This window comes from Lewinellaceae bacterium (assembly GCA_020636135.1).
Classification (GTDB): domain Bacteria; phylum Bacteroidota; class Bacteroidia; order Chitinophagales; family Saprospiraceae; genus JAGQXC01.
The window spans coordinates 882,878-905,483 of record JACJYK010000001.1; the positions used below are offsets into that span (position 1 = coordinate 882,878).

Genomic DNA, 22,606 nt, shown 5'->3' on the forward strand with positions numbered 1-22,606 from the left:
AGTTTTGTTGAGAATGGGGATGTTCAGTTGGCTTAAAAGAACGAGGAAGCCGGCAGGTAATTGGAACCACCCGCAGGCTCCCACTTCTGTTTACTTTCCGGGAAATGCAAACACCGAATCATCCATATCGATGTTGACTTCCACTTTGTCCATTGTCAAACTTTGCATGACTTGTCCATCGAGTTTGATCTGCAGGGTAAACGGTTGGTAGACACCGGATACTTCCTGGTAATCACTCATGAAAGTCTCCTGTGATTTGCCTTTCATATCACCTTTGTGAATCATGCTTCGAACCATTACCGGTACATTGGTTTCTTTATCGAAGAAATAGTATGTAAAGTTTTCTTCTTCTTTTCCATCAACGGTAATTGGTTTCTTCGTCAGTTTCAGGCGGTAGCAATCGGTGCCCTCGATGTTTTCTTCACCTTCGATTTCGGCAGTGTACCCCTTATCTTTGTAATTGAGGAAAACTTCCGGGAAATCCATTTCGGATTTCATGATTTCACTGTCCTCCGACTCCCATTTTTCAGGTTGCATGGTCATGAAATTGGTACCCCAGCCTTCATTGCCGTCAAATGACATCTGGGTGATTTCCTGACCCTGGAAATTAATGACCAATTTCTGAGATCCGGGAACCTTTTGATACATCACAAAAGGTATTTCCATACCCTGAAAGTTGACTTTGCCTTCAGACTTCATGGTCTTGATCGCCGTTAAGGCATCACGTCCTCCTATCGTCTCCAGGTAGGACTCGATGACTTCATCAGCCGTTTGAGCATAGGAAAAATTGGTGACCAGCAAACCGGTCAGCAAAGCGAAAAAAATCGTTCTCATTAAGATTGTATTTCGTGAACTAATAAATCAAGTATGCGTAAAGATATCAGAACGTACCAGTACACTGGAAAGATACATGGATAAGAGCCGGTTGACGAAGTATTTCGACGAACGGGGCCAAGTGCCTGGACATTTGGAGCCAGAAAAGCGCCAGATCAGTGTCTGCCAGTAAGAATAACCACATAGCGATCACCCTCCAACCGGTCTGCCTTGTGCATCTCCAGCAGTGCTGCCAGCCCTACCGTGGATGCCGGTAAGACATGCAGACCTTCTTTTTGTTTCAGTTGGCGGCTGTACTGCATCATCTTGTGGTCACTGATGTCAAATGCATCCCCCTGGCTTTGGTTGAGAGCCCATAATGCCTCGTTTCCGTCGAAGCTGTGCCAGTTAATGAGTGGTTCGTTGATACGGGATTCCTTGATCTTATCTTCTTCGATATTGACGCAGGTTTCCAGGCCTTTCTTGAAGGAATAAATGATGGGGTTCTTTTTATAAGAGGAGGCAGCGACAAAACGTGGAATACGGGACGTTTTGCCTCTTTTGTATAAGCTTGCAAACCCCCGGTAGATTCCCGCGAGCAAAGTGCCATTGGAGACCGGAACGGCGATGATCTTCGGAGCGTCACGGAGGACATCGTACAATTCATTGGCTATTTCCGCATAAGCCATGATTTGAATAGCTGAATTGCTCCCTCCCGGATTGGCGTCATAGTAACCTTCATCTTCAGCCAGTTTCCGGGAGTACCATACCGCATCCTCGTACTTCCCTGGTGTACGGATGATTTGAGCGCCCTGGGCCTCCATTTCCTGCACCCGTTCAGTGTGATAGGTTTCCGGAATACAGACCAGGCAGCGCAACCCCGCCAGGTTTGCAGCCAGACTTATTGCAGCCCCATAATTGCCGCAGGTGGCCAGCGTGATGGTGTCGTATTCCCGGCGTAAAGCATCAAGGCATTGAGCAAAGGCGATGCGGTCCTTCTGGGTCCCGGATGGGTTGTTTCCTTCAAATTTTAGCCAAATCTGTTTCAGATCAAATTCCCGCTCAAAGTTCCGGGCCCGGATCAGTGAGGTGTCACCAATCTCGATATTGATGATGTCCGTATACGCATCAAGCCGGTCAATCAGGGCATTCTGTGGGTTTCGAACATACTGGCTCAGCTCAAGCGATTCGGAGGAAATGGATTCATGCAGGGTGCTTACACCATCCAATAAGGGATCAATCACAATACCGGGAGTTTCCATATATACATTAACAAACAGGCTATGAAAGGATTGGTTTGAATTTCGAACAATATAGACTCATCAACAGATCGAAGTCACTCTCCTGAGATAAGGATTGTCGTGTCCCATTATAATTGCATTCACTGGTGCGGCAATGAATGGAGTATGCCATGGGCACGGCGATAATCATTTTTGGTATGGAATTTTCATACCTATTTCTACGTCCTCGTTTTTGTCACCGAAATGGTTTCATGAGATTAGTTTTTACATCCATCCTGATCGTTTATGCCACGGTCCTCTGGGGTGCGGATTATTATTGGGTAGGAGGTAGTGGAAACTGGACGGATATCACCCATTGGTCCACCACCTCAGGGGGAAGCACCCAACAAGTCGCTGTACCGAGCTTTCTCGACCGGGTCATCTTTGATAATAACTCCTTTTCAGCTCCCAATCAGACTGTGACCATCGTAGGCGAAGTCTTTTGCGCCGGAATGGAATGGAAAAGCGTTTCAGGAATGCCGACTTTATCGGGATCCTCCGGATCGATCCTGAATGTATATGGCGATCTTATGATTGGCGATATGCAATGGAGCCTCCAGGGCAAAACCATCCTCTGGGGAAGCGGTACCGTCACACAAATCAATACTGGTGGTATAACCCTGCTGGGCGATCTGGAAATCAATCTTGGATCCGGTAATACCCTCTCCCAGAAAAGTAATCTGGTTGCAGGAAATGCCATTCGCCTGATGGGAGGCAATTGGAATAGCGGTGGATACCGTATCCAGGCAGCCTCCATCCGGCTGGATCCTATGGGATCTTCCACAATCACCTGGCAAAACAGTACCATTCAATTTTCAGGAAATACCAATGACTTATTTGTTCAAACCGACATGGTAAATCTGAACTCCAATGCATCAGCCATCTGGATGGGCGGGAGCAGTTGTAGTGTCCAACTGGGTGGAAGTAAACCGGTGGCATTTGCTACCTTATCCACGACCGATGTCAATGGCCTGCTTACCATCAATAACAAAACAGCTAGCGGAACCATCCCGAACATATCATTTTCCAATCTGACGATGGGCAGTAATGCAGTGTTCCGTGGCCCGGTTCAAACGGACCGGCTGGAATTGACGGCCGGGCATACCTACACATTCGCTGCTACCAATTGGTATCCGGTCAGGCAGCTGGTAGCTGTCGGGTCCTGTGAAGCTCCGGTTCTTTTAAGTTCAGACCAGCCCGGCGTATCGGCTACACTGCAGTCGGATGTAAGTCAATCGGTTGAATATGTACGCATCCAGGATATTGAGGCAATCGGTAGCGTTTTTTCAGCCGGCAACAGCAGTGGCACAGGGATAACAACGGGATGGGTTATAGCCAATCCGTCCGGCTCAAAAAAATTGTATTGGGTCAATGGACAAGGTGACTGGAGTGACCCCTACCACTGGTCACTGACCTCTGGAGGGAGTGGGGGAGCATGTATACCCTCCGGCTCTGATGATGTATTTTTTGATTCGAAGTCCTTCATCACAGGTCAGGATAGCGTCACCGTGAAGATAGCCATGGCCGAATGCAATAATATGACCTGGGATGCTCCTACCGGCAAGCCGGTTATGTATTCTAAAGAAGATGTAAGCCTGGTCATCAATGGTTCCCTCCTTTTTGATCCGGGAATGATCAATGCCTTTTATGGAAGTATTTCGTTTCAGTCTGCCGGACCTGGCAATAGCATAGATCCTGCCGGCACCGGATTTTCCGGACCGGTAAAGTTCAATGGCTCCGGTAGCTGGGTACTGAAGAGCAAATTGGTTTCAACAAGTACCCTGAGTCTGAAAAAGGGTGAACTTGACTTAAATGGAATGCCTCTTGATGTCCAGGGCATAGAGTCCCAGACCTATGAAATACGTCGACTAAAACTTGGCAATAGTACCATACGGCTAAACAGCTGGAACTTGCAGATGAGTGGCATGACCGTCACAGGCGATCTGGCTGATCTTATATTTTGGGGAAATAATGCGACGTTTTTTAATGTCGGCACAGGCAATACCCTGCATCTTCACAGTCTGAACTCTCAGGCGGATGAGATCACTTTAAACCGGTTTGGGAATCTTGACATCCGCATAGATGAGGTTGCCATCCTGGGGCGTGGAATATTTTTGGGCACACATCATTTTGGGACATTAAGTCTGGGCGCGGGACAGCATTATTCATTTGGAAATACCAGTGCATCTTTTTATATCGATAAACTCCAAGTCTCCGGTTCCTGTGCAGGCTTGACTGTTCTTGAGTCCAATGTGCCTGGTACGGCAGTATCTTTTAAGATTGCATCTGACCAGGCCGTGTCCATGGTTTCTGTGCGGGATATTGTTGCTGAAGGAGGGCAGATCAAAGCTTCTGCTTCGGTCGATGAAGGCAATACATCGGGTTGGTCATTTACAGAGAATCCAGCCAGGACCCTCTATTGGGTTGGCGGAGGCGGCTTATGGGAAGATCCGATGCATTGGGCAGCTGCATCCGGTGGAACACCCGGGGAATGTATTCCTACGGCCAATGACAATGTCATTTTTGATGACCACTCTTTTTCAGTAGACGGACAGATGGTCCATACCGACCGCAAGTTGCTGGCGCAGTGTTTTGACTTTACCTGGAACAATCCGGTTGTTGGTATTCAATTCAATCTGCCTAAATTGGAAGTACACCACTCTATTCGCATCCAAGGCCAGGCAGACTGGTCTCTGGAAACCCTCCGTATGATGGGTGATGCGCCGGATATGATCATCGCGATGGACACCTTTTATACACAGACCATCGAACTCATCGGCCTCGGTACCTGGACCCTGGAACACGATTTGCACATGCGCGCACTGGAAGCCAGTTACGGTCACCTGATAACGGCGGATTATTCCATCATCGGAAATACTTTCCGGATGTACAATCAGGCGAAGGTAAAACTTGGAAATTCTCTGGTTCAACTGGATGGAGCGGGGCTGGCTACCTTGGGAACATTTCACGTAAATGCACCAGAAGTCAATCTTGATGCCGGCCATTCCCGGCTATTGCTTACTCATGTGGGGGCGCAGGTTAACCTCATCGGTATGCACCGATTGTACCATGTTTTGTTCAGTAATCCGGCTGGCAATGGAACCATCAAGGGCGATGTAGGAGGATCATACCGCCGTGTGGAATTCTATGGCAGTGGCAGAATTGAAGCCGAAAACACTTTCGACAGCTTGATATTCAATGCCGGGAGAACGTATGTCCTTGAAAGCGGGAAAGTTCAGGTCATAGGCCAGTACTGGCGGATCCTGGGAACTCCGTGTACCTACATCATTCTGCGGTCTACCGACCCGGGTAAAAGATCCGTTGTGTCCATGGCCAGCGGTGTGGTCAGCGGAGATAACATTATTATCAGGGACCAGGAGACCCGTGGTGGAGCGACATTTTTTGCCGGCCGAAACAGTGTTGATGCCAGTAATAATCTGGGCTGGCAGTTCGAGCAGAATAGCGGTGTAACCCTGGATGGACTGCTGGGGGCAGATGTGACGCTGTGTTCTGGTCAGTCATTAAAAATTAATGAAGTGGATCTTATCGGTGCACAGTGGTATGTTTGGAATGATTCCATTTCGACTTCCTACCTGGAGGTTCATGATCCGGGGCAGGTCACCCTGTATGCCTATTTTGGTCAAAATTGCGAATACCGGGACACATTGAATATCAGGACACCTGAAGGGATTCAATTTGACCTGGGAGCGGATACGGCATACCTATGTGAGCAGGGCACCTATGCATTTGACATAACTGTTTCGGATCCGCACGCAACCTATTTGTGGAGTGACGGGGCAACTACGCCGAACCGTTCTGTAGCTGCAGAAGGTATATACCGGGCTACCGTTTCATCCGGAGGATGCACATTTACCGACAGCATTTACCTGGACCAGATCATTTTACCGAATATACTGGTGGACACATTGTTCACCATTTGTAGTACGGATAGCGTTTCATTCCATCTTGATCCCTGGTCAGCTTCTTTTACCTGGAGTGACGGTTCACTGGGTCCGGATGCTTCTTTTACTTATCCGGGGTGGCACTGGGTGGAAGCTGAAAGCGGCGGGTGCGTCAGTCGCGACAGTTTCAGGATCCTTGATAAAATACCAGCTGTACCTATTTTGGGCAATGACACTTTGATTTGCGGTACTGAATATACCCTGCGGGCGATCGCTGACCCGGAAGCAACTTATCTGTGGAGTGATGGCCAGATTACATCTTCAATCCTGATTTCGACCAGCGGCGTTTATGTAGTTGTGATGGATAAAGATGGTTGTTCCTTCTCGGATACGATACAGGTCACCTTGTCTTCCGGAAGTCTTGAATTGCCGGATACATTGAACTACTGCACGGGTGATCCAAAGATCATCGATCTGGGAAATGTTTCTGGTGAAGTGCGGTGGAGTGATGGTGGATCTGGCCCGGTCCATGCATTCGATAGTCCCGGTATCGCCTGGGTTTCCATAGAGGCAGGTGGTTGTGTCGTGACAGATACCTTTCTGATCGCTGAACAGATCACCCCACAGGTTAAGCTACCTGCAGATACGATGCTATGTCCCGGGAGTTGGTGGAGTTTTGATGCTGCCTTCCTTAGGCCGGCAACTTTAGTGTGGGAAGATGGAAGCACGGATGAGGTACATAAACTCATGGTTGATGAGGATACGTTAATTGTCCTGAAAGCTTCGCTGGGAGGATGTATTCAGGCTGATTCACTGCAAATTTCATTGAAGCCGATTCCGGTTATCGACCTTGGAAGCGATACCACCCTGTGCAATTCCGGCCCCATTGAACTGGGTGTGGAAACCAGTGGAACAACTGTTACCTGGGATGATGGGAGCACTGACGTATTCCGACAGGTTTTGGAGAGCGGTCATTATTGGGCTGAGGCGGATTTAAACGGTTGCAGTGCCCGCGATACGATGCAGGTCAATTTTATAACAAATACACTGCCTTATCAATTCCCGGATACGGCGCTTTGCAACGGTTCCGGATGGCAAGTTTCGGTGGCAGACATCCCTGCTCTTGATTATGTGTGGAGTGACGGAACCCGGGGACCGGCTAAATCAATTACCACCGCCGGCAGGTACATACTGATGTATGAATTCGGGGCATGCAGTATATCGGATACATTTCAGGTGAGAATCGAAGACTGTGACCATCCCGAGATTTACATCCCAAACCTCTTCTCACCCAATGGGGATGGGTTTAACGACTATTTTACCGTTTATACTGAACCGGGTAAAGTTATCAGGAGCTTCCGTATGCAGATCATGAACCGCTGGGGATCATTGTTGGCAGATATTCCTTCCATGACCCCGGGATGGGATGGGTTGGTGGGGGGTACAATGGTGCCGGCGGGAACGTACATCTACCGGATCTCGGTAGAATACGAAGAAGAAGGAGTATTGCATACAACCACCATTACCGGCGACTTAACCCTGGTCCGCTGATTTGATGTTCTGAGAATGTTCTCTGACGAAAGCCTGTAAGGCAGGTTGTAGTTCGAGCCACTTCTTTACCAGTGCAAACTGGTTGCGGGCACGGAATAAATTGTGTTTATCAATTTTGGTCTTGTAATAGACATCACCAGACAGGTAATCGGTTAAAAACCGGATACCCATGATAAATGTCATATAGGGAGCGGCAAATGGGAGCCATGTAAGCTCATATTCATTGAGTTCCTTACCCTGAATTGCCAGGTAACCTTCCAGGAAAGCAGTCGTGAGAGGGATTGATATTTCCAGTTTTTCGACATCGACGGCATCCTCAGGCAGATTGACCGGTAGTGTCCGCAGCGCGTCTCCCACGTCATACAGGATGGTACCGGGCATTACCGTGTCGAGATCGATCAGGCAGATCACTTCCTGACGTTCATCGAACAGGATGTTCTCGAGTTTGGTGTCATTGTGAACAACCTGAATTGGGATATGGTGCTGCAGGACCTCTGTGGGCAGGGCAGTCATGGTGTCTTCCATGGATTCCACCCATTCGACCAGGGGTAGAACACCCATCAGACGGTCTGAATTGTCTTCTGCACAGGCATCATAGAATTGTTCATAGCGCCAGAACATGTCGTGGAAATCCGGAATTACCGGAAAAAATGTTGCCGGATCCAGTTGTCTGGATTTTTGATGAAATGTTGCGATGGCTTTTCCTGCTTCGCGGGCAATTTCCGGGTCGGTGGTATTCGTCAGGGTGGCACCCGGTATGAAAGTCGTCATTCGCCAGTAACTGTCGGATTGTGCATCGTAAACCATGTTTGCACCAGTACGGCTCCGGATCAGTTTTGGATAGGCGCTTTCAAGAGAGCGGTGCATCAGGTCAAGCAGCAGCTCCATATTATTCATTAGCTCTTTGACCGGACGAAATACCTGATGATTGATGCGCTGAAGAAAGGCATCACCAGAATCTGTGATGACCCGGTAAGAGTCATTGATGTGTCCAGAGCCCACACTTTGAATGGATTGAACGAAGGCCAGGTCAAACTGAGGTACGATTTCCTGTAGGATCCAATCGTTATCCCAACTTGTTTTATTCATATTACCACAGTTGGTCAGGGTATGCCCCGCTGGTAATTAATTGATTTAACCTCGTCTGGACCATGGGTTTGTCTTCCGGATAGGTAACGCCAAACCAGGAAGCTTCACTGTAGAGCGATTGCACTTTGATCCCATGGGTCCGCATCATGGTAAAGACAGCTGTAGGGATATAGAATTCCGACTTTTCCTCACGACCATGCTGGCTTAGGAACTGCTTTAATATGGTCTCGCTCAACTCAAAGTAGGAAGGGTGAAATCCCCAGAAATTCATAGAGACCAGGGTGTCTTCGGTAAGCAGCAGATCCGGGCCTCCATCAGGGTTCGGATAACTTATGGTGCCGTCGGATTGGCGGCGGATCTTTATGATCTCTTCCACCGAGGTCAGGTATCCTTCTTCGTCCACATGGCAAACACCCCGGTTCACCGTACCGTGTTCGCTCAAAGTATTGATCAGTGAATAAGCAACATAGCTGTATAATTGCTCATTTACCTCTTCGGTCAGAAATTTTGCCATGGTGTGGAATGCTTCCTGGCCATAGTAGTCATCGGCATTGATCACGGCAAAAGGTTCATGGATGACATCCCTGGCAACCCAAACGGCATGCGCTGTTCCCCAGGGCTTGGTACGGTCATGAGGTGCTTCATATCCCTTCGGGAGGACGTCAAGTTCCTGACAGACATAAACGGTCTCCACGCGATTTTTGAATTTCGGTTCGAACAAGGCTTTGAATTCCTCCACAAAGGATTCCCGTACAATGAAAACGATTTTTTCAAAACCAGCCTGGATGGCATCATAGATGGAGTAGTCAATGATGGTTTCTCCATTGGGGCCAAATGCATCCATCTGCTTCAGCCCTCCGTAACGGCTACCTTTGCCTGCCGCCAGGATCAATAAGGTAGGTTTAATCATAGGGTTCTAAATTATACTCAAAGGCGCAAGTTTAACCTAAAAATGGGAATCGGAAAGGACATTTCCTGAAATATTTAGCTTTATGGGAAGGAAAGGTAAATTGACCCCGGCCACATAATTGGTCCCGATTCAAGGAGGGATGTACCGGTTCCGGGATTTTCATTCAGGGTACTAGGTGCAGGAATAGAATATTATTATTTTACCATCGGAATAGCCTTTTGTGTGCCCACACAGTGTAATTGTAATCATTTTCAGGCTCATCAATCATCGCAAAATCAGGAGGTGATTGCTGCATCTGGTAAAAGCATTTGGAACTATGGCATTAAATGGAGCAGACTGGATTTTTATCATAGCCTTTTTCATCATTTCTCTGGTGATAGGCCTGGTGGTAGCCAAGCAGTCCGGAAAGAATACTTCCGAATTTTTCCTTTCAGGACGCAGCATGCCCTGGTGGTTATTGGGTGTTTCCATGGTGGCCACAACATTCTCGGCAGACACACCCAATCTGGTGACCAGCATCGTGCGCCAGGACGGAGTTGCTGGAAACTGGGTATGGTGGGCATTTCTGATCACAGGAATGATGACGGTATTCATTTACGCCAAGTTATGGCGGCGTTCCGGAGTCCTGACGGATCTCGAATTTTACGAGCTTAGATATTCAGGCAAGATGGCTGCTTTCCTGCGTGGATTCCGGGCTATTTACCTGGGATTTTTCTTCAATGTCATGATTCTGGCAACCGTTTCACTGGCTGCGATAAAGATGGGAAGTATCATGCTGGGCCTGCAGCCTTGGCAAACCTTGCTTTATGCCTCGGTCATCACGGTGATCTACAGTGCCATGGGTGGACTGCGGGGTGTGATCATAACGGATTTTTTCCAGTTTGGTATCGCCATGGCCGGATCGATCATTGCCGCCATTGTTATCATGCAACTGCCCCAGGTTGGTGGCGTCCGCCAGTTACTTTCCCATCCGGAGGTACAGGCAAAACTGAACATTTTACCCAACCTGTCAGACCCTGACCAATTGTGGTCGCTATTGATATTGCCGCTGGCGATACAATGGTGGAGCGTATGGTATCCCGGAGCTGAGCCGGGAGGCGGTGGTTATATTGCACAACGGATGCTTGCAGCTAAAGATGAAAATCACGCCGTTGGGGCAACCATGCTTTTCAATGCAGCGCATTATGCTTTGCGGCCCTGGCCCTGGATCCTCATCGCTCTGGCATCCCTGGTCGTATTCCCGCAACTGGAACACATTCAGTCTGCATTTCCTCAGATTCCGGTGGATAAAATCGGTCATGACCTTGGATATCCGGCCATGCTGACTTTCCTGCCCCACGGACTGTTGGGATTGGTCGTCGCATCATTGATCGCGGCATTTATGTCAACATTGTCAACACAACTTAACTGGGGATCGAGTTACCTGGTTAACGATTTTTACCGTCGGTTTATCAATCCAAATGCATCCGAGAAGCAGCTCGTTTCTGCCGGGCGTATCTCAACAGTGGCGTTGATGATCTTTGCCGCCATTTTTGCATTGTTGTTGACAGACGCGTTACAGGGCTTTTCGATCTTGTTGCAAATCGGAGCCGGAACCGGCTTGATTTTTATCCTGCGCTGGTTCTGGTGGCGGATCAATGCGTATAGTGAATTAGCCGCGATGGTAATCTCATTTGCTGTTGCACTCTATTTTGAATTGCTGCACACCAGATTGGGATTTGATCCGGTTTCAACGCACTGGAAACTGATTATCGCTGTCGGGATAACGACTGTAGGATGGTTGATTGTCACCTTCCTGACCAGACCCACCGAACATAAGACCCTGGTCAATTTCTACCAGGTGACACAGCCGGACGCCACCGGATGGAAACCGGTCGTGGAGAGTGCCGTAAAGGAGGGTGCTTTGCATAAAGATCAGATCCAGCACGGTAAGCTTCCATTGCAGATCGCATGCATTTTTATTGGTTGCTTTGCTATCTACGGTTCATTATTTGCAGCTGGATTCTGGATATATGGAAGAATTGTATCCGCCATTATCGGTACTGTCATCGCAGGTCTGTCTATAACCGGGCTCCTGATCCTCTGGAACCGGATCAGGAATTTATAGACTATAGTTTTACCATGCGCAGGGTGCGTTGCCCCAGTGTTGTCATCAGGTAAATGTAATAGGTTCCAGGAATTAAGCGGTGAGTATCCAGCTCGATCGTCTGCGGACCTGAGGCAAGATTCCCATCGTACAGGGTGCTGATCACCGATCCCAGGACATTCATAATCTGAATGCGGACTTTTCCGCCCGGATGTTCCCACACCAATTTACCCGACTGACGGATTGGATTTGGTACAATACTGGCAGTTGAAAAGGATGAGTAGCTATGCCGGCTGCTGGTCGCTGTACTGCAATTTTTCAGGATAGGTAAACTCTGGTATTCCGGATACAACAGCAAGCCAACTTTCTCCTTTGGTATTTCAAACCAGTGTTCGAAAAGAGAGCCGTAGATATTGCGGAAATCGTGCTGTAGGGCAACGCCTTCCAGCGGGTCCACATCATCGGGTATCTCCGGGTTATGGCCTACAATGCTCCCTTCCACACAGGATCCAAATAAGAACAAAGGAGCAGCCGATCCGTGATCGGTACCCAGGCTGTAATTGGAACGGATCCGCCGCCCGAACTCGGTGAAGGTCATTCCCAGAACTTTTTCCTGGTATCCCAGGGCGTTGAGGTCAGCCTGAAATGCGGCGATAGCCGAGGACAATTCTTCCATTAAATCAGCATGTGCCCCCTTGGTTGCATCGCCAGGGGTGATCTGGTTGGCATGGGTGTCGTATCCACCCATGGAAGCAACATAAATTCGGGTCTGGAGTCCTCCGGAGATGAGCAGGGCAACATTGCGTAATTGGTTGGCCAGGTTATTATTTTCCGGATAGCTCACCTGGTTTTTACCTTTCTCAGCTGCTGCCTGGATAACGTCCGAGTATTGATTGGTTTTTAATATGGCATCTCTCAGGAAAGCAAGTTCGTCACCATAGTAAGTGTCCGGAGCATTACCGGCCGTGCTGATCGTGAGTGGCGCCAATGCAAAAGGATCGTTCACACTCATTGAAAAATTTCCTCCGATACCCTGACAGGTTTCGCTGACCGTACCCTGCATGGTGATCGCAAAAGGGTCCGGATCTTCCGCATTCGGGTAACCTTCAGGATAGCCCGGATACAGATCGTCCAGGTATCTGCCCAGCCATCCGGTATTCAGGTACTGATCGGAAGCAGAACCGGATGTCCAGATATCCGTGGACCGGAAATGGGACCTGTTCTGTTCCGGATAGCCAACTCCCTGGATGATTTGCAGTTGTCCTTCCCGGAACATTTCAGCCATTGGAGCCAGAGCCGGGTGAAGGGCAACCTGATCGGTCAGCTTAATGCCTTGGGTTTCCGGTATCAGCAGATTGGCCCGTGCTCTTGATAAACCATCGTATTGATCTAAAGGAAGGACCATATTCAGTCCGTCATAACCTCCCGAACACTGGATCAGGACCAGGATCTTATCGGTATTCTCCGTGAGATAACTTAATAATTTCCGGTACGTTTGGTTTAAACCGGGTAGGGCAACGGGGAGTGTGGCCAGCGATGTATTTCGCAGAAAAGTTCGGCGTTTCATTCATTATGTTTTTAAGCCAGATAATATTCAGGCATGCTTAACAGGGTAAAAACCAGATCCAGGAGTTTACGTCTCAGGGCTTCTTTAATTTCCACATCATTGGGATTGGAAAGGTATTCTCCATATTCCAGCTTCCATTCGTAATCAGGCAATCCCGGTATCAGGGTGTTTTTTAAGGTGTCATATTGCCCTTGCGTAATGGGCTGTGGCAGCAACCAGGCGATCCACTCATTCAGCAGCGTGTAGATGTCGGAAGGATCGCTGGTCAATTCCAGTAGTTTGAACGGATCAATGATGATCGGCTCCAGGTTGTTCCCTCCTTTTCTACCAGTCACGATATTGATCCAATCCTGACGATTGCGCAGGGTCGTGGAATTGATCCAATTCTGGTAAAAGCTGGGTTCCTGGTAATACGCTTTCCACCCTGCTACATCCGGCGCGCTGAAAAGACGCATGTCCATCGCGTCGACAGCCCGGTTAAGTAAAAGGTGGAATACATAGGTGGGAACCAGTCCTACGGGGCTTGTAGTGGAGAAGTTGCGGACAGTGCTTCCGACAAAATCCATCGGATTTTTTATCATCGCCCCATAGAGTTCTGCATCGTAAAAATGACTGCTCCCGAACAACTGGCGCAGTACCGGTTTTACTTCAAAATTGCTTGTCACCAGCGTATCAGCCATTGGCTCGATGATGTTTTCCTCTACAAATTCGTCGATACGGTAGTAGACGAAAAACTGATATAGATTACGGCACAGAAAACGGGCCGTCTCCTTTTTTGAGAACAGAATGTCGATGAGGGTCTTGTACTCATTAGCTCCTCCATTGGCAATGGAGACCTCATCAAAGCGGGGACTTAACTTTTTGGTGCTCTTATCGTGCCGGCTGGATCGGAAGATTGACTCAACAGGTACTTGCTGCTGGGCAAAAAAACCTTTATCACGCCAGCCTGTGAGGATTTTGGCTATGGCAACTACATCTTCCTCCGTATAGTTGGTATAATCGCCGGGACCAACTTGCGGACCTTTTCCAATGGTGAATAATTCCAGGAGCTCGCGAGCATAATTCTCATTTGGTGCCTCTACGGTATTGTCATTACCATTCAGAAAGCGCAACATAGCGGGGTCGATCGTAATTTCTTTAGCCAGGTCACGGAAATTGCCGGTGGCATGTTTACGCAACAACTGGGCATAGGAATAATTGTACTTGGGATCGTTGACATCACTTACCACAAAATGGTTGTGCCAGAACAACCACATTTTTTCCCGGATGTTGATGTGTGGCTCCAGGGCTAGCTGCATGGTCCAGGACAGCAGTGACTGCCTACGGAATCGCACTTCATCATTGTTCGTATCCTGGGGGCTATAGGGCTTATCAACCCAGGTGGTACCTATTGGGGCATTGACATCATTCTCGTCATTGAAATTGACCGGAGGGTCAGGCATGGGGAGATCTTCTAATAAACGATTCAGGGTTGCTTCCAGGCCCAGGTTTACGGATTCTATGATCTGGTCAGGCGAAGTGCCGAATAACGTGCGGCGAAGCAGATGTCCTGCTTCCTGTTCAGTCCAGAGCCCTGCATAAGAGTCTAAGTTTTGCCTTGGCGGCGGCGGGATGAATGCAAGATTGTTTACCGGCTTTTGTAGAAATGTTCGACGATCCATGGATTGGTTTTTATCATACACGTAAATCCGATGTCCCTGGTTGGACGCTTATCGGAACATTTGGTTTAATTTGATTTTCCCTAAAGAATTTAATTGACGGACAGACGGTCCGAAAGACCGTATTCAATGAATTATCAATCAATTGATTATGGTATTTGTTGGGCTAAAGGGTATAGTGAAAATAATATCGAATTCATCAAATTCAGGTGTTTATTGATCCGGGAATAGATTTAGACTATGAAAGGTTATCCCAACCCCGGCTTGAAATTTGTTCCTGCTAGCAACAAGTATCCGCAAACGGCCTTTTATTGCAACATCACGCACCGGAATCTTCTTGCCGAAGTCTTCCTGAAAATTATTTAAAGGTCGACTTGGCTGCGTTCCGGTAAAACACGGGCGTTTATGCGGAGTGGAGCGACAGAAAACAATATCTTGGATGGTCATGGGGAGAACAGTGTATTGGAATGTATTGCAGAGCGTGCTTGGTCTGGGGATCGTCCTGGCCATGACAGGGTGTTTCCATGGTGATCAGGAGGACCGACAACAGATTTCGGTGGCGGCCGGAGCGACTGAGGAACAGCTTCTTGATAAATCATTGGAAGTGCATCCCGCACCTCGTCAGTTAAGCTGGCAGAAACTGGAAATGACGGCTTTTCTGCATTTTGGTATCAATACATTTACAGACCAGGAATGGGGCGACGGGACTGACAAGCCGGATCTGTTTAATCCCTCCCGGCTGGATACCAGGCAATGGATCAGGACGCTCAAAGATTCAGGGTTCAAACTGGCCATGCTTACCGCCAAACACCACGACGGGTTTTGTTTGTGGCCTTCCCAGTTCACCGACTATTCGGTCAAAAGCAGCCCCTGGCAAGATGGTCAGGGTGATGTCATGCGTGCGTTTGTAGATGCCTGTCATGAATTTGGACTGAAGGTAGGTGTCTATCTTTCACCATGGGACCGGCACGAAAAGACCTACGGCAGTGATGCTTACAACGACTATTTCGTCCGGCAGCTGACTGAGCTGCTGACCAACTATGGTCCGGTGGATGAGGTTTGGTTTGACGGCGCCAATGGGGAAGGACCCAATGGGGTTAAGCAGGAGTACGACTGGAGCCGGTATTTTTCAACGGTTCGGGCACTGCAACCAGAGGCGGTTATTGCAATCATGGGTCCTGATGTCCGGTGGGTAGGCACGGAGACCGGATTTGGCCGGGAGACCGAGTGGAGCGTGATACCTATTGCCTATCAGTCCACGGATACTTCCGTATCCACACAGAATAGTAAAGGCATTTACCGCCCACAGATCAATCCGATGGATTACGATCTGGGCAGCCGGGAGAAACTGATTGGCGCCACTGAGCTGGCGTGGTACCCTGCCGAAGTGGATGTCAGCATACGGCCGGGTTGGTTTTATCATGCCAATCAGGATGAGCAGGTAAAGACGGCTGAGCAATTGCTGGAGATCTACCTGACATCCGTAGGACGAAATGCAGTCCTCCTTTTGAATGTGCCTCCTGATCAGCAAGGCAGGATCTCGCCTATCGATTCAACCCACCTGGCTGCATTTCATCAATCCCTTGAGGAGATTTTTCGGACCAATCAGCTAGCCGGAGGGACCATCACTCCTTCCACCAGTAAAAAGAGGCTTGAAACCGGATACCTGACCGACGGTTCCCTGACAACCTATTGGGAGCCCGATGCGGATGATGCTTCCCCATCGATATCCGTAGAATGGGAACAGCCCCACTTATTTGGGATCATGGCATTGCAGGAACCTATTCAGGAAGGACAGCGCATTGAAAAATTCATCCTCGAAGCATATGTTGATGATGTGTGGCAGTCGATAGCGGAAGGAACTACCGTGGGATATAAGCGGATATTGCATTTTCCGACAATTAAAACACAGCGGGTACGACTCATTTTTCCGGAATACCGCGGGCCAGCTCCACGGATTGCTTCCTGGGGTCTGTACAAGGATCTGCCTCAGGTTTATTTTGAACCCAAAGGCATGGCCTTCAGCGATAATCTGCGTATCACGCTGCATACCGATGATCCGGATGCGTTGGTTTATTATACGGTGGACGGCACCACTCCGACTGTGAAATCGAAGCGGTATGCTGGCCCCATTGAAATATTTGGTACCACCGAGATCAGGACCATTGCAGTTTCGCCTTCCGGGACAAAAGGATTTGTAAAATCCCAGTTGTACAATAAAGCACGCTATAAGATCCTCCTAGAACACGCCCCGGATATCCGCTATACGGCAGGGGGAAGTCTGATCCTTTCAGACGGCATACGCGGTGGTACCCAATTTGATAATAATCGCTGGCTCGGATTTCAGGGCGAAGACCTGGAAGCCATTATTGATCTGGGCACCCTGGGCCGTATGGATGGCATTACCCTGCATTTCCTGGAAGATTTAAGCCAGAAAATCTTTCCGCCGGAATACGTAGATATTTATGTAGGCACCAATCTTAAAAATTGGAGAAAGATAGGGCGTTTGCGCCCTGAATCCGGCGAAACATCCAATCTGCCCAGGACCGTAGACCTGTCCTTGGACCGGAACCTGGAAAATATCCGCTTCATCAAAGTATTCGGTAAAAACCAGACCATTCCGAAAGGGATGCAGGATGAGGGCGATCCTGCTTGGATCTTTATCGATGAAATCAGTATCAGATAGGCATTGCCCACGCTGTTACCGCCCTGTTAATAAAGATGTAATATAAACGCAGACTACCCACAATCAACTGCAGAAATGTAATTTTGGGCCTTGTTCCACCAAATGCATGCACTTAATATGTCCAAAAAACTGCTCTTGATAAACCTGCTTGCGGTTCTTTTGCTTCAATGTACTTCCAATGAGGATCGTCCTTCCGTGACTGATAATCCAGGATCCGTGGCTATGCCACAATTTGACCAGTCTACCTGGGAAGCCCGGAAATTCAGCATGTTTATCCACTGGGGTTTATATTCGATCCCTGGAGGGGTATGGAAAGGAAAACAAATCGAAAAAGGTTATAGTGAACAAATCCAGGCCTACGCTGCCATTCCGCGTGATGAGTATGCCGAGCTGGCCAAACAGTTCAACCCTTCCAATTGGGACCCGGACCATATTGTCCAGATCGCCAAGGAAGCAGGAATGCAGAGCATCGTACTGACAGCTAAACACCACGATGGCTTTTGTCTTTTTGCATCCAACGAAACGGATTTCGATGTGGTCGATGCAACGCCTTACGGCAAAGATGTGGTCAAAGGACTTGCCGATGCATGTGCACGGGGTGGTTTAAAATTTGGGTTGTATTATTCGCTGATCGACTGGCATCATCCGGCCGGTAGCCCCATATCGAAGAGTAATTCGGATCCGATCTCCGCGGAGCTGCATGCCTACAATCTGGCTCAGGTCCGGGAATTGCTGACCAATTATGGTCCGATCGATCAATTATGGTTTGATATGGGAGCTCCGACACCCGAACAAAGCAACGAATACCGCGACCTGGTCAAATCACTGCAACCCGAATGTCAGATCAGCAGCCGGGTCTGGAACCAGGACGGCGATTTTTTTGTAATGGGAGACAATCAATATCCCGAGGTTTCCATCCAGGCACCCTGGCAGGTGCCCGCTTCCATGTTTGATGAAACCTGGGGGTACCGGTCGTGGCAGAAGCGGGGAGATCCCCGTGCGAAAGCAGCGGAGAAACTGCATTCACTGGTCCGGGTTGCCGGAAGTGGCGGTGTTTACCTTCTCAATATTGGACCTGAAGGTGACGGCACGGTGGTGCCGTTTGAAGAAAAGGTATTGCATGAAATGGGTCAATGGATCACCCACAATGGCAAGGCGGTATTTGATACAAAACCGACTTCTTTCGGGGTTCGGACCTGGGGCGCAGTTACTGCCGGCAATGAGTTAGGGAAGCTGTATGTCACGATCCTCGAACATCCTCAGGATGGTAGGATCAGCCTGTACGGATTACAGAATCAGATCCTCAGAGCCTACCCGTTGGCTAATCCCTCGGTTGAATTGCCGATCGCAAAACAAGGAAAGAATGTAACATTCGACGTAACGTCTATGGTTTCCGATTCCATGGGAACAACCGTAATGGTTGTTGAAATAGGAGGGGCACCGGACTTTTATCCTCTCCGGACCGTTATCCCCAAGGCAGAAACCTATACCATGGATCTGAAGAATGCAAAAACCTACAAAGCCTATGTTGGCGATAAATACCAGAGCATTACCGAGGTGAATAATTGTTTGCAGTGGTTCCTGCAAAGCACAAAAGCCGGTAATTATGCCATTCGCCTTTCCTATACCAATGAAGAGGTCGGGCGAAATTTTACCTTAAAGGTCGGGGACAACACTTTCCCGCTGACGTTGGAAAAATCCGAACCGGAAGAAATTCCTGCACCTTCAGGTATTGCCTTTGGTAATTTCCTGATGGCAGAGCCTATCTATGAAGATGCTTCATTCAGCACAATTCACGGGGTGCTCTATAATCTCGCCTACTCCAGGCCATGGGGTTATGACGGCTCAAGGACATTCGTTGAAAAGAATGATTGGGAACAGGGTAAGCCTTACGATTTGAATCTGCCGGATGTAGGCTCTCAATACATTGGGTTCAGCATGTTTTCTCCGAATGATCAGGTAATGATGTCAACCATAACTGCGGATGATGGTGTCGCCTTATGGGTGGGAGGGAGAAAACTACTGGAGACTTTTGCCCCGGCTCCCCAGAAGACATACCTCGTTGAAATTCCCCTTGAACAGGGCAACAACCAGATGATGTTTAAATTTTATAATTCAAAGGGATCCAGCGAAGTCACCATACAGCATGATGTCGTTGCTGCGCGTTATCGTAAGACGGCAGGAAACATCAACCTGCAGGAAGGATCCATCGTGCCGGTAGAGATCCGGGCTTCATCTCCATACGCAGATCTTGGATTTGTCAATTTCAAAATGGAGATCGTGCCGGTAGATAATTTGTAAAAAAACCTTAGTTATGCGTGGATTGCCAGTGATTCTGTGGTTAAGCGTGGGGCTTTCAGCCTTAGGTGCACAGCCGTTTCAGTTTTTGCCGGAACTTAAGTCCATTACCTACCAGGAAGGCGAATTGTTCCTGGCCAAACCGGATTTTGGCTATAGTTTCGAAGGCAAAGCCACGCCAAACAATCAGGTTGCAGTTTCACAATGCCGGGTTGTGCTGGATGACTTTCGAACCATATCACCGGTTCCTGCAGGGAAAGGTCAGGCTAAGCTGCTGCTGGCCAAAAAAGGTGATAGCAAACACCTGGATGCGGAGTTTGCCAAAGAACTGAATGAGATCGGGGATCAGGGTTATGTGATCAAGGTGGATGTCAAACACATCACCGTATTGTCCAATACAGATCAGGGCTTATTTTATGCCATGGTAACCCTCAAGCAATTGTTGCAGCAAAATAAAAGATTACTGATCCCTTGTCTAACGATTGTCGACTATCCTTCCATAGCAGTAAGAGCCTGGCAGGATGACATCAGCCGGGGACCTATACCGAACATGGACTTTCTTAAGGAGGAGATCAAGCGACTATCCCAGTACAAACTGAATGCCCTGACTTTGTATACGGAGAATGTCTACAAATACAAAAGTCACCCCGATCTGGCTCCCCAGGAGGGAATATCCGAGGATGAACTTAAGCAGCTGGTTGAGTATGCCAAGCAGTATCATGTTGACATCATCGGCAATCAGCAGTCTTTCGGTCATATGGATAAAGTGCTCAGCATACCCGCCTACCAGTCACTGGCAGAAACACCCGGTGTTCTTTCTCCTGCGGTTGAAGGTACATATACTTTACTCCAGGATTGGTACGCTGACATAGTTCCCGTGTATACATCACCTTACTTTCTGATCAATTGTGATGAAGTGAGTGGTTTAGGCACCGGTCCCGCTAAGTCGATGCTGGCGACCCAATCGAAAGCGGAAATTTATGCCGGACACATCAATAAAGTGTACGAGTTGCTTAAACCCTACGGTAAAAGAGTCATGATGTGGGGAGATGTTGCGCTACATAGCCCGGAGATCCTCGATCGTTTGCCCAAGGACATCATCATGGTTCCCTGGGATTATGCAGCACTGCCATCGTACCGTGCTGAGATAGACCCGATCAAGACTGCCGGATTCCCGTTCTTTGTTGCTCCGGGAGTAAGCAATTGGGGCCGGATATGGCCGGATATGGAAACGGCATTTGCGAATATTCGTCAGTTTATTTGGGACGGATACCAGACTGGTACAGAAGGAGTCATACTGACTACCTGGGATGATGACGGCATAAGTTTATTTGAAGATACCTGGATGCCTCTGATCTGGGGTGGGGCCCTTTGCTGGGCGCCCAGGGATCCGGTAGATACGGCATTCCGAAGTGAATTCATCCAGTTATTTGACCAGAAGTTTTATCAATTGCCCGAGAAAAGCTTCGGACAGTTGTACATGGATATGTCCCATCTTGGGGATTACCCTGTGATTGCCGGCCTGTCCAATGCCCTGACCTGGGAAGACCTGATCCAGCTGGACTTTCCCTGGTCTGCTGCCGATATTCAGGAAGCAACACTGCAAACCAATGCTTTGCAGAAGCAATTGTCAGAAATTCAGGTTATAAACCACAATCAGATCAATAGCACGGTCGCTGCTGAGCTGTCACTGGAATGGGTAAGCTGGGTTTTACAAAAACGAATGGTACAGCGTTACCTGGCCGATCACCTGCCTGACGCTTCGATCAATCCGGGTCAGCTGGATCGCCTGCTTACCAATTTAAGGGGCAATTTGCTCAAGATCCGCTCAAAATACCAGTTGTTGTATAAAGCCGAGAACAGGTCGTATTACCTTGAACATAATCTGGAGAAGTTTGATGCCGAACTGGCCCGGATCGTTGAACTGTCCCAGCGGGTCATTTTTATTCCCGATGACAATGCGTTTGGAACCATACGTACGATGACCCTGGGCACGGTTATTCCGGGTGAGGAAGTCGTATATACGACGGATGGTACGGATCCGGATGCTTCCTCAACGATCTACCAGGTGCCGGTATTCATGGACCATTCCGGTACGCTCAAGGCGCGGGTGATCAATGGAAAAGAAATGGGCCCTGTCTTTGAAAAGTACCTGTACGTTCACGATGGTTTTGTCGAAAAGATTTCCTTTGATCATCCCTATGCACCACAATATGCAGGCTCCGGACCAGTCACCCTGGTGGATCATCAGGCCGGGACAGAGAATTTTCGCGATGGCAAATGGCTGGGGTTTGTGGGAGATGATCTGGTTGCCAACCTTCAATTGGAGTCCATGACCCAACTGAAGTCCCTGCACATCTCGTTTCTGGAAAGCCAGACATCCTGGATATTTTTCCCTACGGAGATCAAGGTTGAAGCTTCAGAGGACGGCGTCCATTATTCCACTATAGGAAAGGTGAACTGGCCACTTAAGCAGGATGAAGCCGATGTCCAGCGCAAGACGGCATCTTTTCAGTTTCCGGATACCCCGTTTAAGTATATCCGGGTTATGGCCAGAAACGTTGGTGAAAATCCGGCCTGGCACGTGTCTCCGGGCGCCCCATGCTGGTTGTTTGTTGACGAGATCAGGATTGAGAAAGCCGAATGACCGGTTATACCCGTATGGAGGAATGGCATAGGCAGTCTTTTGAAGTAACCTGGTCGTACGCATAACGCTACCTTTTTTCCTGCAGGGCTGGACATGTTGGAGAATTCCTTGTAATTTAA

The 22,606-nt window shown here is 48.6% G+C and carries 11 protein-coding genes; 5 read left to right on the top strand and 6 right to left on the bottom strand.

What is annotated here, in order from left to right; genetic code table 11:
- Positions 1-90: 90 nt before the first annotated feature.
- Together H6570_03320 and H6570_03325 are read right to left on the bottom strand one after the other, a co-directional pair.
- Positions 91-834 carry an outer membrane lipoprotein-sorting protein gene (locus H6570_03320; GenBank protein MCB9318287.1) on the bottom strand — a complete coding sequence of 248 codons (744 nt, stop codon included), beginning with the start codon at positions 832-834 and terminating at the stop codon, positions 91-93.
- A 155-nt stretch (positions 835-989) separates the two neighbouring features.
- Complete coding sequence (locus H6570_03325; protein MCB9318288.1) at positions 990-2,075, bottom strand: pyridoxal-phosphate dependent enzyme; 1,086 nt, start codon at positions 2,073-2,075, stop codon at positions 990-992.
- A gap of 230 nt (positions 2,076-2,305) precedes the next feature.
- On the opposite strand from H6570_03325, the gene H6570_03330 reads away from it, so the two are divergent.
- Positions 2,306-7,546 (top strand): gliding motility-associated C-terminal domain-containing protein, encoded by a 5,241-nt coding sequence (locus H6570_03330; GenBank protein ID MCB9318289.1) that lies wholly within the window; start codon positions 2,306-2,308, stop codon positions 7,544-7,546.
- Here the strand turns inward: H6570_03330 and H6570_03335 are convergent.
- Both H6570_03335 and H6570_03340 read right to left on the bottom strand, forming a co-directional pair.
- Positions 7,529-8,635 (bottom strand): aminoglycoside phosphotransferase family protein, encoded by a 1,107-nt coding sequence (locus H6570_03335; GenBank protein ID MCB9318290.1) that lies wholly within the window; start codon positions 8,633-8,635, stop codon positions 7,529-7,531. The two genes, H6570_03330 and H6570_03335, sit on opposite strands and share 18 nt — an antisense overlap.
- 1 nt (position 8,636) lies before the next feature.
- A complete protein-coding gene (locus tag H6570_03340; GenBank protein MCB9318291.1) occupies positions 8,637-9,542 on the bottom strand; it encodes an NTP transferase domain-containing protein in 906 nt (301 codons plus the stop codon).
- Between the two features lie 319 nt (positions 9,543-9,861).
- Between H6570_03340 and H6570_03345 the strand changes: the two genes are divergently transcribed.
- Positions 9,862-11,652 (top strand): Na+:solute symporter, encoded by a 1,791-nt coding sequence (locus H6570_03345; protein MCB9318292.1) that lies wholly within the window; start codon positions 9,862-9,864, stop codon positions 11,650-11,652.
- Position 11,653: 1 nt separating this feature from the next.
- Here the strand turns inward: H6570_03345 and H6570_03350 are convergent, their stop codons facing one another.
- Complete coding sequence (locus H6570_03350; GenBank protein MCB9318293.1) at positions 11,654-13,198, bottom strand: DUF1501 domain-containing protein; 1,545 nt, start codon at positions 13,196-13,198, stop codon at positions 11,654-11,656.
- An 11-nt stretch (positions 13,199-13,209) separates the two neighbouring features.
- Positions 13,210-14,859: a DUF1800 domain-containing protein gene (locus H6570_03355; protein ID MCB9318294.1), complete on the bottom strand. Its 1,650-nt coding sequence runs from the start codon at positions 14,857-14,859 to the stop codon at positions 13,210-13,212.
- A 442-nt stretch (positions 14,860-15,301) separates the two neighbouring features.
- On the opposite strand from H6570_03355, the gene H6570_03360 reads away from it, so the two are divergent.
- The 3 genes from H6570_03360 (at position 15,302) to H6570_03370 (ending at position 22,487) form a co-directional block, all read left to right on the top strand.
- Positions 15,302-17,542: an alpha-L-fucosidase gene (locus tag H6570_03360; protein MCB9318295.1), complete on the top strand. Its 2,241-nt coding sequence runs from the start codon at positions 15,302-15,304 to the stop codon at positions 17,540-17,542.
- 117 nt (positions 17,543-17,659) lie between these two features.
- Positions 17,660-19,843, top strand: a complete 2,184-nt coding sequence (locus H6570_03365; GenBank protein ID MCB9318296.1) for an alpha-L-fucosidase — start codon at positions 17,660-17,662, stop codon at positions 19,841-19,843.
- A 13-nt stretch (positions 19,844-19,856) separates the two neighbouring features.
- Positions 19,857-22,487, top strand: coding sequence for a family 20 glycosylhydrolase (locus tag H6570_03370; GenBank protein ID MCB9318297.1), 2,631 nt, complete (start codon positions 19,857-19,859; stop codon positions 22,485-22,487).
- The last annotated feature ends 119 nt before the right edge of the window (positions 22,488-22,606 follow it).

Bases quoted from the DNA above. Each gene is read 5' to 3' on its own strand.
- H6570_03370 (MCB9318297.1), top strand. From the start codon at position 19,857: ATGCGTGGATTGCCAGTGATTCTGTGGTTAAGCGTGGGGCTTTCAGCC.
- H6570_03360 (MCB9318295.1), top strand. From the start codon at position 15,302: ATGGGGAGAACAGTGTATTGGAATGTATTGCAGAGCGTGCTTGGTCTG.
- H6570_03325 (MCB9318288.1), bottom strand. From the start codon at position 2,075: ATGGAAACTCCCGGTATTGTGATTGATCCCTTATTGGATGGTGTAAGC.
- H6570_03335 (MCB9318290.1), bottom strand. From the start codon at position 8,635: ATGAATAAAACAAGTTGGGATAACGATTGGATCCTACAGGAAATCGTA.
- H6570_03355 (MCB9318294.1), bottom strand. From the start codon at position 14,859: ATGGATCGTCGAACATTTCTACAAAAGCCGGTAAACAATCTTGCATTC.
- H6570_03345 (MCB9318292.1), top strand. From the start codon at position 9,862: ATGGCATTAAATGGAGCAGACTGGATTTTTATCATAGCCTTTTTCATC.
- H6570_03365 (MCB9318296.1), top strand. From the start codon at position 17,660: ATGTCCAAAAAACTGCTCTTGATAAACCTGCTTGCGGTTCTTTTGCTT.
- H6570_03320 (MCB9318287.1), bottom strand. From the start codon at position 834: ATGAGAACGATTTTTTTCGCTTTGCTGACCGGTTTGCTGGTCACCAAT.
- H6570_03350 (MCB9318293.1), bottom strand. From the start codon at position 13,198: ATGAAACGCCGAACTTTTCTGCGAAATACATCGCTGGCCACACTCCCC.
- H6570_03330 (MCB9318289.1), top strand. From the start codon at position 2,306: ATGAGATTAGTTTTTACATCCATCCTGATCGTTTATGCCACGGTCCTC.